9 protein-coding genes are annotated in these 13236 nt (G+C 35.1%); 4 read left to right on the top strand and 5 right to left on the bottom strand.

Annotated elements, in window-relative coordinates; all coding sequences use genetic code 11:
• Positions 1–21: 21 nt before the first annotated feature.
• Positions 22–1836: a DNA mismatch repair endonuclease MutL gene (gene mutL / locus R2I74_RS02055; RefSeq protein WP_316353499.1), complete on the bottom strand. Its 1815-nt coding sequence runs from the start codon at positions 1834–1836 to the stop codon at positions 22–24.
• Between the two features lie 238 nt (positions 1837–2074).
• Between mutL and R2I74_RS02050 the strand changes: the two genes are divergently transcribed.
• The gene (locus R2I74_RS02050; protein WP_316353498.1) at positions 2075–2467 is read left to right on the top strand and encodes a hypothetical protein; all 393 of its coding nucleotides are present in this window, start codon (positions 2075–2077) and stop codon (positions 2465–2467) included.
• Between the two features lie 157 nt (positions 2468–2624).
• On the opposite strand, the gene gyrA is transcribed toward R2I74_RS02050, so the two are convergent.
• Positions 2625–5318: a DNA topoisomerase (ATP-hydrolyzing) subunit A gene (gyrA, locus tag R2I74_RS02045; RefSeq protein ID WP_394355846.1), complete on the bottom strand. Its 2694-nt coding sequence runs from the start codon at positions 5316–5318 to the stop codon at positions 2625–2627.
• Between the two features lie 666 nt (positions 5319–5984).
• Here gyrA and R2I74_RS02040 point away from each other — a divergent pair.
• Both R2I74_RS02040 and R2I74_RS02035 read left to right on the top strand, forming a co-directional pair.
• Positions 5985–6338, top strand: coding sequence for an IS630 transposase-related protein (locus R2I74_RS02040; RefSeq protein WP_316353116.1), 354 nt, complete (start codon positions 5985–5987; stop codon positions 6336–6338).
• Entirely contained in the window at positions 6277–6810 is a 534-nt protein-coding gene (locus tag R2I74_RS02035) for an IS630 family transposase (protein ID WP_316355231.1), read from the top strand. The genes R2I74_RS02040 and R2I74_RS02035 overlap by 62 nt, the downstream gene beginning before the upstream one ends.
• A 406-nt stretch (positions 6811–7216) precedes the next feature.
• Here the strand turns inward: R2I74_RS02035 and R2I74_RS02030 are convergent, their stop codons facing one another.
• The 3 genes from R2I74_RS02030 to lepA all read right to left on the bottom strand — a co-directional run bounded on the left by R2I74_RS02030 (position 7217) and on the right by lepA (position 11945).
• A complete protein-coding gene (locus R2I74_RS02030) occupies positions 7217–8821 on the bottom strand; it encodes a glycosyltransferase family 2 protein (RefSeq protein WP_316353496.1) in 1605 nt (534 codons plus the stop codon).
• Entirely contained in the window at positions 8806–9738 is a 933-nt protein-coding gene (locus tag R2I74_RS02025; protein WP_316353495.1) for a hypothetical protein, read from the bottom strand. Before R2I74_RS02025 ends, R2I74_RS02030 begins: the two co-directional genes overlap by 16 nt.
• Positions 9739–10142: 404 nt before the next feature.
• Entirely contained in the window at positions 10143–11945 is a 1803-nt protein-coding gene (gene lepA, locus R2I74_RS02020; RefSeq protein ID WP_316353493.1) for a translation elongation factor 4, read from the bottom strand.
• Between the two features lie 111 nt (positions 11946–12056).
• On the opposite strand from lepA, the gene prfB reads away from it, so the two are divergent.
• A protein-coding gene (gene prfB / locus R2I74_RS02015) for a peptide chain release factor 2 (protein ID WP_316353491.1) occupies positions 12057–13164 on the top strand; the annotation gives its coding sequence in 2 pieces (ribosomal slippage) (positions 12057–12125 and positions 12127–13164; 1107 coding nt in all).
• Positions 13165–13236 lie beyond the last annotated feature (72 nt).

The following is a 13236-nucleotide window of genomic DNA, read 5'->3' as shown; positions in this document are numbered from 1 at the left end:
TGTGGATCATGGTCAAGAAAATTACCTTCTACCAAAGAGCTTTTCAATATCTTTAAGTTTTAGTTCAATATAAGTAGGGCGTCCATGGTTACACTGACCTGAAAATGGTGTTTTTTCCATTTGTCTTAATAATTCATTCATTTCAGTGATTGATAATTTTCTACCAGCTCTGATTGCATAATGACAAGCATAAGTTTCGGTAATATGTTCTATTAATTCAGTTAAATTTGATTGTGCACCAGTTTCATCAATATGCTCTGCTAGATCGTTGATTAGTTTCTGAATATTAATGTCTCCAACTAGGCTTGGAATTTCTGAAACAATAATTGAACGCTCGCCGAATTTTTCGACTGTTAAACCCAATGCTGCTAAAGTTTCTTGATGAGCAAAAAACTGCTCTGCGAATATTTCACTGGCTAATTCTACTATTTCAGGAATTAACAACCTTTGCTTGATTACGCCATTATTATTTAAAGATTGTTTAATTCTTTCATACCCTAGACGTTCATCTGCAGCATGCTGATCCACTATAATTATACTATCAGTTGTTTGAGCGATAATATAAGTGTTATGCAACTGAGTTTTAGCCGCTCCAAGAGGATAATTTATATTATCATTATTATTTTCAGCTTCTGTTGGTATAAGCGCTTGAGGAGTAGTAGTTAGTAACTTACTTTGTACTAACTGTGTTGGTGCGTTTATATTGCGATAAATACTATCGTGATCAAAAACATGATGATTTCGAGCATTTTGTTGACGGACGTAATCTTTAGCAGGTAGTGGTGTAGTGAATAGATTCATTGCTGCATCAGCTATTGTTGTGGATGCTTGATGGCTGGCAGTAAACAAAGCATCACGAATAGCATTTATTAATAAATTACGTACTAAATTAGGGTCTTGGAACCTTACCTCGCTTTTGGCAGGATGAACATTAACATCTACCAATTGCGGATCAATTTGCATAAAAATTACTACTATTGGGTGACGATCTCTGGCTAGATAATCTTGGTAGGCTATACGTAAAGCTGTATTCAGGATTTTATCTTTTATCGGTCGGTTATTTACAAATAAAAACTGTTCGCTTGCAGTTGCCTTATTGTTGGTTGGGATGCTAGTATAACCAGTAATGGCTAATATATCGTGCTGTAAATTTATCGTAGCGGCATTTTGGATAAAAGCCTCACTCATAATCTCGGTGATTCTTTGCTTTGATGCTTGTTCTTGAACATTATGCTGAGCTTGCTTTACCTTAATGATATTTTTGCCATTATTGCTTAGATTAAAAGCGATATTCGGATGAGCTAGCGCGATCTTTTTGACGCAATCAACACAAGCGGCAAGCTCTGCACTATCAGTTTTTAGAAACTTTAACCTAGCAGGAGTAGCAAAGAACAGGTCACGTACTTCAATTTTAGTGCCGTTATTATGAGTGGTTGGCTTCACAGGCGTTGGATTACCACCAATTAGCTGTATTTGAAAAGCTTTGTCACTTTCTTTGGTTTTAGAGGTAATTAGCAACTTGCTTATCGCAGCAATCGATGGCAATGCTTCACCTCTAAAACCAAAACTATTAATATTCAATAAATCTGTTTCATCAAGCTTAGAGGTGGTATGTCGTTGTATGGCTATTTCAAGATTCTCTGGTGACATTCCAAAACCATCATCGGCAATTATTATCAGATTTTTGCCTGCTTGTTCTAAAATAATATCTATTTTACTAGCTCCTGCATCAATGGCATTTTCTACTAATTCCTTGATTACTGAAGCTGGACGTTCAATGACTTCTCCTGCCGCAATTTTATTGATGGTACTTTCTGAAAGGAACTTGATTTTCATGTAAATCGGTTTACGTTTTCTAATATTGTTTGATTATAAAGCTCATTTTTATTTGTGAAAGGAAAAACTGCAGTGATTTTATTTCACAAACAAAAGTTAATTATTAATAATCAATATTGAATAATAATTAATTTAATGTATTTTACTGATAAGTAACCAAGTGGATATATTGATTTTTAATATTAACTATAATTCTATTTGGTTACAGAGCAATAATTTTTAACTTTTAAGGGTTTGTATGAAAAATAATGAAGAAGAATTAGAAAAAATGATATTAGCTATCAAACCAAAGGAAAACTATTCGCAACGACCACAAATGGTATCATGCTACCAGCCGTCAATAAATGATGATAATGAAAATAACACACAATATTACCTTAATAAAATTGCTAAAATCAAACTAGAGCAACCAATTTTTAAAGAATTTAAATTAGCAACTATTGCTGTAGAGCCTCTTCAATCTATACAGCCTCTTCAATTGTTGAACTTTGTTCCTATTCCTCAAGTAGATAACAACGCGGAAAATTGTTGCTGGGAGCTGTTATGTTGTCTTGCAACTGTTTTTGCAAAGCCTACTGAAGAGCCAGATTTACTGGGAAAAGAAGCGGAGAATTGCTGTAAGATATTTTAATAATACTTACTGATGTTATACAAGATAGTAGAATGAGGTGAAATAGAGGTAGAAATAAAACATATTTCTACCTCATTATATATTGTAGAGTAGTAGGTTTTGCGTGCAGATTTCTGCACGCAAGAGCATATTGAATGGAGAAAGTTATAGATCTAATTTATGCATCACTGGCGTTTATATCAGTATCTTCTGTTTCTGCAGAATCAACAATGAGAGAAGCTGAGGATACTTTTTCACCAGCTTCCATCTTGAATAAAATAACTCCACTGGTGCTACGTCCGGTAACGCGTACAGATTCAAGCTTACATCTAATTAATTTACCATTATTGGTAATCAACATTAATTCGTCAGTGACTCCGGCGGGCATTACTGCAACTACATTACCAGTTTTATCAGACAAATCCATATTTACTATGCCACTGCCACCACGATCGGTAATGCGATATTCATATGCAGAAGTTCTTTTGCCAAAACCATTTTCGGCTACAGTCAAAATCAGTTCTTCAGCAAGTGCCATATTTATAATTTGTTCTTTGCTTAAATTAACATCGAATTGTTGAGGGTCAAAATCTGTTCCAGTAGCTATTATAAGCCTATTCTCTATAGGAATAGATAGATAAGCTTGTCTCTCTTCCATTGTACAGGATATACCTTTTAGTACAGTCATAGAAATCACTCTATCATTTGCTGCTAATCTCATGCCATGTACTCCATCTGAAGTACGACTCTTAAATACACGTACGGAATTGACTGGAAAGCGAATAGCTTTACCAGCTTTAGTCGCAAGTAAAATATGCTCATCTTCTTTGCATACTTTAACATTTACCAGCGTGTCGTCCTGGTCTAATCGAATAGCAATTTTTCCGTTAGCTTGGATACGTTTGAAATCAGAAAGATCATTACGTCTAACGTTACCTTTGCTGGTTACAAACATGATATTTAAATTATCAAGCTCATTTTCATTTTCAGGTAAGGGCATGATATTGGTAATAGCTTCTCCGGTTTGTAGCGGTAGAATATTGATAATTGGGCGGCCTTTACTTTGAGGATTACCAAGAGGTAGTTTATAAAGTTTTAAACTATATACCTGGCCGATATTGGAAAAAAATAACATTGGGGTATGAGTGCTACCAACAAAAATCTGGGTCGTAATATCCTCGTCCTTCATCGATAATCCGGATCTCCCCTTACCACCACGATTTTGAGCTCTATAAGTAGCCAGTGGTACACGCTTGATATATCCGCTATGAGTTACGGTGACTACCATATCCTCACGTTGGATTAATTCTTCCATATCAGTATCGAAATTACCTTCTTCGATACTGGTCAAGCGAGGTGTGGTAAACTCATTCTTAATTAAAATAAGTTCGTCTTTTAATATGCCGAGCAATCTAGGTCTTGAACTTAAAATTTCTAGATAATCAGCAATTTCTTGCGCTAGCTCAGTCAAGTCTTGTTCTAGTTTATTTTTCTCCATTGCGGTTAAGCGCTGTAATCTCATCTCTAGAATGGCTTTTGCTTGTGCTTCAGTAAAGCTACAGGCGTTATCAGTAGTAAATTCAGCTTTATCATCTACTAATTTTATTAGATCAATAATATCAGCTATATCCCATGCTCTTTGCATCAGCTGTTCTTTTGCTTGTAGCGGATCGCTAGCGGCTCTGATAATTCTAATTACTTCATCGATATTATTAACTGCTATTCTAAGCCCAAGCAAGATATGTGCTTTATCCCGCGCCTTATTCAATAAATATATCGTCCTTCTGGTAATTACTGTTTCACGAAAATTAATAAAGCTACTGATAATATCTTTTAGATTCATAACTTTTGGCAAGCCATTATCAAGAGCAAGCATAATGACGCCGAAACTAGTTTGTAATTGAGTGTAAGAGTATAACTGACTTCTCACTACTTCTGTTACTGCATCTCTCTTAATTTCAATTACTACTCGGACACCGGCCTTATTTGATTCATCGCGGAGATCACTGATTCCTTCAATACGTTTATCACGCACAAGTTCAGCAATTTTTTCTACCAGTTTGGATTTATTGACCATATATGGGATTTCGGTAATAATTATCGCTTGTCTATTACCTTGTTCTTCAATTTCAGTGCGACCACGAATTAAGATACTGCCTCTACCAGTAAGATAAGCAGATCTGATACCGTTGGTGCCAAGAATTATACCGCCAGTAGGAAAGTCTGGACCTTTAATCACTGATAATAATTCCAATATATCAATATCATTATTATCTACATATAAACAGCAGGCATCAATAACTTCGCCTAGATTATGTGGAGGAATGTTAGTGGCCATTCCAACTGCAATTCCACCACCACCATTAACCAAAAGATTGGGAAACATCGATGGTAATACCAATGGTTCGTTCTCAGAACCATCGTAGTTTGGTATAAAATCAACAGTATTTTTATCGATATCTGCAAGCAGATTATGAGAGATTTTAGCTAATCGTGACTCAGTGTACCTCATAGCCGCAGCAGAGTCGCCATCCATTGAACCAAAATTTCCTTGCCCATCTACTAATGGTACTCTTAAAGAAAAATCCTGTGCCATGCGTACCAAAGAATCATAGACGGCGCCATCACCGTGAGGATGGTATTTACCGATAACGTCACCGACGATTCTTGCTGATTTTCGGTGCGGTTTACTGGCAATAAAACCTGCTTCATGCATAGCGTATAAAATGCGACGATGCACAGGCTTTAGCCCATCTCGTACGTCAGGTATAGCTCTGCTTACAATTACGCTCATTGCATAATCCAAGTAAGAGCGTTTCATTTCTTCTTCAAGACTGACCGGCACAAAGTTGTTATGATCTGTATTATCCACCAAATTTATTCTATTTCGTTGTGTTAAGCTCCTCAGACTAGCGGAAAGCAGTGTATTTTTCAAGTAAGATATATTTTAAATGCTACTTTAAAACATATTAGCAGAAAAATGAGAGTATTCTCTGAACTGTGCAATATAAAAATAGAGCACGTCATTGCGAGCTTGATATATCCCTAGAATTTGAAGTGGCTAAAAAACACTCCAAAAGCCCGTCATTGCGAGGAATGTGCGTAAGCACAGGACGAAGCAATCCAGAAAAAAAATCATAACAGTGACACAGCTTTTACTGTGTTAATCTTTCTGGATTGCTTCGTCGTAACCTAAAGGCTACTCCTCAGCTCAGACGATACATAACGCATTTCAGCACTTTCAAATTCGTAGAGATATATCAGATTGCGAGACCACTATCGTGGTCTCAAGTAAGAAGATTTAATACAGTGCATTGAACACTCTCAAAAAATGAGCTCATAACAAATAAGATCATTCATAATCAGTGTTGTGGCCAATAATTACTATCATAATGATCTCCAGTTAAAGGATAATCTGCAAAAGTTTGGCCTAATGCTGTATTAAGATAATCATTACACTTTTCGCTGAGCAGTTCTATTGTATAGCTAAACCTCTATAAAACGGTTATAATCAAAGGGTATAATTAAAATAATTGTTATGACATATTCGATAGATTTTAGAAAGAAAGTACTGGCTATCAAAGAAAAAGAGAAGATGAGTTTTGAATCAATATCAAAACGTTTTGGAGTAGGAAAAAACACGGTATTTGTATGGACTAAAAAAATATCTCCTCTAAAGAATAGGAATAGAGCTTCGAAAAAAATACCGATTGATAAATTGAGAGAAGACGTGGTGCAATATAGTGACGCGTATCAATATGAAAGAGCTGAGCGGTTAGGAGTGAGTAAATCTGGAATACAAAAAGCATTAAAGAAGTTGAACATTACGTATAAAAAAAGCTTTAAAACATCCGAAGGCAAAAGAAGAAGAGAGGTTAGAATTTCAGAATAAGATAAAAAAGTACGAGGCAGAGGAAAAAGTTATTGTCTTTACCGATGAGAGCGGGTTTGTCCATAGCGCGCCTAGAACTCACGGATATTCGGCAAAAGGCAAGAGGTGTTATGGTGTTCATGATTGGCATCCGTCAAAAAGAACTAATGTTATAGGGGCATTAGTAGGTAAATCGCTGCTAACCGTGTCAATTTTTGACGGCAATGTTAATACAGTTATTTTTAACAGCTGGGTAGAACAAGATTTAATACCGAAATTACCTAATAATTCCGTGGTTGTGACAGACAATGCAAGTTTCCATAAAAGTCCGTATTTAAAAACTATGATAGAAAAAGCTGGTCATATATTGGAGTACTTACCGCCTTATTCTCCTGATTTGAATCCTATTGAACCAAAATGGGCTCAAGCTAAATCTAGAAGAAGGAAATATCGCTGTGACGTAGACACTCTGTTTGAAAAGTACATGTTATAACCGTTTTATAGGGGTTTAGCTATATAACTTAAATCGATAAGGTAGTGACTTTTTTGATGCTGTTTGTGAGTAAAATACCCTAGATGTCATCCCCAGCTAAGCAGGGATCCAAAAAATCTAGTAGATTTTTGCCCAGCTTAAGATTTAAGTAGAAAAAACTGGATTCCTGCTTAGCTTGGAATGACATCTGGTACACTTAAAAAATCGTGAACAACACTTACAAACAGCATCAAAAAAGTTACTACCTTACTCCCACTTCTAGTGGGAGAGTAATTGGCTTTAACGTTTTGTTTACATCTACCCTCTAAGAATCTTGATCAATATTTATACTACGTAATTTGTTATTATCCTGAGTGCTTATGCCATGTTGGGTTTTATTCCAGGCAAAGGGTTTTCTGATAATTTCTCACATCGCTTTGTAGCTAGCCACGCTATGCAAGATAAAATAAAATGGCCAAAATATTAGCCCTAAATAATCAAGCAGATGAAATCTTTTTTTATTCCAAGAAGATTTATGACTGACATAATTTAGAGCATATAAAGCAGTACTATAACTATATACCAAAGCAAAAAAACTATTGATTAACCATAAATAATTAATAGTTGGGTTGCTATTAATGATCACAATCATAATCAACCAAGGAAAGCAATAAAAGCTGTAAGTAGAAAGTCCAATAAAAATATAAATTACAATTATTTGTAAGTAAGTAAAGGTGGTTCGTTTAGATTTATAAGCAACAAAGATGGCAAATGTCTGAATAAATCCTTTGATCCAACGTGATCTTTGATTAATCCAGTTACCAATTGTAATTGGTGCTTCTTCAAAGGTATATGAATCAATTATATGAGTTTTATAACCATGTGCATATAACCTAATACCGAGCTCTGCATCTTCAGTGACATTATACGCATCCCAATATCCAATCATCTGCAAGATATCTGCTTTAAAATGATTGCTAGTTCCACCTAATGGTACTGGAAAATTGTACAGGCTTAAACCTTTAAGCAAATATTCAAACCAGATAGTATATTCAATACTGAAAAATTTAGTTAATAGGTTTTCATCAGCATTATAAAAACTTAGTTTTGCTTGGATACAAGCAAATTCTTTGGGTAATTGTTGAAATGCATTCACTACTTTCAGCAGCTGATCCGGTTCAGGTTGGTCTTCAGCATCATAAATTGTAATATATTCTCCCCTAGCATAGGTAATAGCATAATTAAGAGCTTTTGGCTTAGTACGTGGGATCGAGTATGGTACAATCAGTACCTGGATATAAGATGGTAGATTATAATGGGCAAGTAGGTTTACTAATAAATAATCGTCTGCTTCAATAATTATTTTTATATCTAGTAGATGTTTAGGATAATTTAAAGCGGTAAGGGATTTAACTATTGAAGCAAGTTTTGCTGCTTCTTGATATAGTGGTACTAGAATTGTGTATATTGGTAATTTGTTGCCACGAATATTATCATTTGAACATATTGGAATTAAAAGATCGTAATTATTAATTATTGCTCGTTTAAACAAAAATATCTTTAACATATTTTGAGTGAAATAACAAAGATTATTGAATAGATGGAAGAAGGTAGTTGATTGAAATAAACATGAGAAAAACAATATGTTAAAGCCTATAATTATCTTTAAAAAATTAATATTTTTTGTAGTTGGAGTAAAAGTAACAAAATCTAACCAATATTTAGCTTTGACGATATTTAAATGACTGAAATTTTGCTCTAAAATTAGATAAAAATCATCTCTTCTGATTAATGTAATTTTTGATTCAGAATTTAGTAAATTTGGTAATATATCACAATCATTTACAGCAATAAACTGTTGACCATTATGATCAATATAAACAAAAAAGCCTTGATTAACATATTTAGCAATATTTTGATAATTTATAACTTTAATAGGGATAGTGGCATCAATAACTTTGATACCATACTCTTGAGATACCATGCTTATGGTTAATTCATTATCTAGATTATTGATTATATTTCTGTCCATATTGAAAATACTGTGCCAGATATTTTATAGCTCTTATATTTTAAACTACGGTTCCAAAAATATCCAAAACTGATAGTAAAACTATTTTGTTTTACAGTATCAAAATTAATTTCTTTTGCAATTGAAAGTTGTTCATAAATAGTGTCATTATAGGTAGAACCGTAATTATTTCGAAGATAATATTTAGAAAAATTGGTTAGCATGAAACCATATGGTAATTTAATACTCTCAGAGACTGCAAAACTGTAATAACGTTTTTTATGAGTGGTTGAACTGATTCCATGACCAAGTGCAATCGCACTATCCACAATAAATGTAAATTTACCCTTAGTAGAAGTGGTACCAGCCAGAAGTGCAGTTTCATAAAATAACTCCTGGAACGTTGTTGACTCTTCATGAATATAAATTTGAGGTTGTATTGAAAAAATATAAGAATTACGCTCTAAGAGTTTGAATTTAGCGAATATATCCGCTGAACTTGCGTGGGAAGCTGTAAATTTTGTGGATCCTGAATCAAATTTGTTGTCTTTGTGTAGTGCTTTGATACCAAAGCTTATATTACTATTTAATAAGCCATATTCTACCGATGAGCAGTACATTTGTTCATCATTATATGAGGTAAGTAGAGCTGCTTCTTTACTCAAATAATCGATGTCTTTTTGTATTTCTAAATATTGAATTGAATTAGGAGAAAATTTGTTTTTGTTTCGATATTCTGTCAGCGAATAAATAATTTCTTGAATTTCTCTGAACGTTTTTGCTCTACTTTTTTTATTTTTTATAGATCGTTGATCAACAGCGTGAATAGCAGCATGATATTTATAATTACCAGCTTGTGGTAACCAGGCTGAGGCTTTCGTTGTGTTATGATTAGCAATAGTGAACATGATTATTGCTAGATATATATTTCGAAACATAAAGAAATTGGTATATTTTGCAAAATGAGTTAGATTGATGAAGTCTAGTTAGGTGAGCGTTGTTTACGGTTTTTTGGTTTTATGCTAAGTTTGTGAGTTGTGGTGTTACTATATACTAGATGCCATTCTAAGCTAAGGCAGGAATCCAGAAAATCTACTAAATTCATGCTAGAGCATAAGAGGGTGTATGTAAATAAAACGTTAATTGAATTTTTGCCTATTTTCTTATCTTTCTACTCCAAATTTTATTCTAATAGAGCCACTATTATCATAAAATTTGCCTTGAAATATAAAAAATATCCTAGCTTACATGTGAATGTCAAAGCTTAAAGGTGGTTAGTATCGTCTCTTTTCCTTAACTTGATACGTGGTTTGTTTCCGCGAACACTCTCATTTTATACCTGTCATTCATCTCCTATTTTTAATGCCGCAATAAAAGCTGACTGAGGAATTTCAATATTACCAATATTACGCATCCGTTTTTTACCGGCTTTTTGTTTATCAAGTAATTTTCGTTTACGGCTAATATCACCACCATAACATTTTGCCAAGACATCTTTACGTAATGCTTTAACTGTCTCACGTGCAATAATTCTGCTGCCAATTGCTGCTTGAATGGCAATCTGAAATAATTGTTGTGGAATTAACTCCTTAAGGCGCTTACATAATTCACGGCCACGACTCTCAGCACGCGAGCGATGAACAATAATAGCCAAAGCATCAACCAGCTCACTATTGACTAAAGTAGATAATTTTATCAAGTCACTCTCTGCATAACTGTCTAGCTGCCAGTCAAAGCTAGCATATCCTTTGGAACAGCTTTTTAGACGATCATAAAAATCATATACTATTTCATTTAATGGTAGCCTATATACTAGCATCGCTCTAGTAGCGACATAAGTTAATTCTACCTGTACACCTCTTTTATCGGTACATAAAGCTAAGACCGCTCCTAAGAAGCTGTCAGGAACCATGATTGTTGCTTTAATCCATGGCTCCTGAATAGACTCAATATTTTGTACAGGCGGTAAATCAGCTGGGTTATGAACCTCCAATATACTACCGTCACGGAGATGTACCTTATATACTACGCTTGGAGCAGTGGTAATCATATCAAGATCAAATTCACGTTCTAATCTTTCCTGAATAATTTCCAGATGTAATAATCCTAAGAATCCACATCTAAAGCCAAATCCAAGGGCAGTAGAAGTTTCTGGTTCAAATTCAAAACTTGCATCATTAAGCCGTAGTTTATTTAAAGAATCTTTAAGATACTCAAATTGTGAACTATCAGTTGGGTATAATCCACAAAAGACCACGGGTAAATTAGGCTTAAAGCCAGGAAGGGCAGTAGTACAAGGATTTTTTTCATCAGTAATAGTATCGCCTACTTTACAATCTGCAACAGTTTTGATTGAAGCAGTAAAAAAACCTATTTCTCCAGCATGAAGTATATCAGACAAATGTTTTTTAGGAGTGAAATAGCCAACATTCTCAAGATTATAGACTGCATTGGTAGACATCATTCTAATTCGACTACCCTTGCGTAATACACCATCGACAATTCGTACCAGAATCACCACTCCAAGATAAGGGTCATACCAGCTGTCAACCAACAATGCTTTTAAGCTACCAGTAGCATTACCCTTGGGTGCTGGTAATCTGTTGACAATTGCTTCAAGCACTTCTGCAATACCAATACCGCTTTTTGCAGAAATCAGTAGAGCATTACTGGCATCAATGCCAATTACATCTTCTATTTGTTGTTTTACTTGATCTGGTTCAGCTGCCGGTAGGTCGATTTTATTCAGTACTGGAATAATTTCATGGTTATTATCGATAGCTTGATAAACATTGGCAAGAGTTTGCGCTTCTACACCTTGGCTAGCGTCGACTACTAACAGTGAACCTTCACAAGCTGCTAGAGATCGGCTAACTTCGTAAGCAAAATCAACATGGCCAGGAGTATCCATGAGGTTGAGATAATAAGTGTTGCTATCCTTAGCTTGATAATGTAAACGTACCGTTTGAGCTTTAATGGTAATGCCGCGTTCTTTTTCAATATCCATGGAGTCGAGTACTTGTTGGCTCATTTCTCTTTGTGATAATCCGCCGCAATATTCAATTAATCTATCGGCTAACGTTGATTTTCCATGATCAATATGCGCAATAATAGAAAAATTTCTGATGTAATTCTGATTGGTCATCGTTATTATTATTTAAATATGATGATCATACAGGTAGAGTAGAAAAAATAAAAGTAGAGTTTTAAGTAACGTCGATTTATACTAATTACTTTCAGTTAGTGGAGTAAATGAATGAGAGCAGAAATTGATAATTGTTGCCATAAGATAGAGCAATCTTTAGCTTTATTGCGGAGGTCACTTTGACTTTGATAATGCTAAGTTAAGGCTTGCTGAATTACAAACATTGTCTGAAGATCAGAATTTATGGGAAACTCCCGAACAGGCGCAGAAAATACTCAAGGAAAAAAGTGGATTGCAAGATAAATTAGGTGCTGTTGATGGATTACAGTATGATTTAAGCAATAACCTAGAATTAGCGCAATTAGCTGCTGAAGAAAATGATGAATTAGTGTTAGATCAGGTGCAACGAGAGTTGGAGCAATTAACTATTGTCGCTGAAAAACTTGAAACAGCATGTCTGTTTTCTGGAGAAGCTGATGCTAATAATTGTTTCTTAGATATTAATGCTGGAGCAGGTGGTACTGAGAGTCATGATTGGGCTTCGATAATGATGAGAATGTATCTGCGTTTTGCAGAACGCCTTGGCTTTAAGGCGGATATTATTAATTTAATTTCTGGAGAAGAAGCTGGAATCAAGTCATGTACGATCAGAATTAATGGTCATCAAGCTTATGGTTGGTTTAAGACTGAGTCAGGAGTACATAGGTTAGTACGGATATCACCATTTAATGCCGCCGGAAAAAGGATGACCAGTTTTGCTTCATGTTGGGTCTATCCGGAGTTAGATGATGATATCTTAATTACTATCGATGAGAAGGATTTAAGGATTGATACTTATCGCTCTTCTGGAGCCGGTGGGCAGCATGTTAATACTACTGATTCTGCGGTACGAATTACTCATTTACCAACTAATATCGCCGTACAGTGCCAAAGTGATCGATCACAGCATAAGAATAAGGCAGAGGCCTTCACCATGCTTAGAGCCAGATTATACGAGCTGGAATTGCAAAAAAGAGCAGTTGCAGTAAATGCAACCAATGCCACCAAAACTGAAATAGGGTGGGGGCACCAGATTAGGTCTTATGTTTTGCAGCCTTATCAAATGGTTAAAGATCTGCGGACAAGCTATGAAACTTCCAATACTCAAGCTGTACTTGATGGAGATTTGGAGAAATTTGTGGCGGCTAGTCTTGCAGCGAGTGTAGGTCACCTGAGGTGAGGTAACAATTATGGGCAACTTGCGTATTGGCGTTGTCATTCCAATCGTCATTGCGAGGTCGCAATGCGCGAC

Origin of the sequence: Candidatus Trichorickettsia mobilis (assembly GCF_963422225.1) — a bacterium.
GTDB lineage: Bacteria > Pseudomonadota > Alphaproteobacteria > Rickettsiales > Rickettsiaceae > Trichorickettsia > Trichorickettsia mobilis_B.
This window is presented reverse-complemented; position numbering and strand designations above follow the sequence as displayed.

Excerpts from the sequence above, each read along its gene's own strand:
- mutL (WP_316353499.1), bottom strand. The coding sequence starts at position 1,836 with ATGAAAATCAAGTTCCTTTCAGAAAGTACCATCAATAAAATTGCGGCA.
- R2I74_RS02050 (WP_316353498.1), top strand. The coding sequence starts at position 2,075 with ATGAAAAATAATGAAGAAGAATTAGAAAAAATGATATTAGCTATCAAA.
- R2I74_RS02040 (WP_316353116.1), top strand. The coding sequence starts at position 5,985 with ATGACATATTCGATAGATTTTAGAAAGAAAGTACTGGCTATCAAAGAA.
- R2I74_RS02030 (WP_316353496.1), bottom strand. The coding sequence starts at position 8,821 with ATGGACAGAAATATAATCAATAATCTAGATAATGAATTAACCATAAGC.
- R2I74_RS02025 (WP_316353495.1), bottom strand. The coding sequence starts at position 9,738 with ATGTTTCGAAATATATATCTAGCAATAATCATGTTCACTATTGCTAAT.
- lepA (WP_316353493.1), bottom strand. The coding sequence starts at position 11,945 with ATGACCAATCAGAATTACATCAGAAATTTTTCTATTATTGCGCATATT.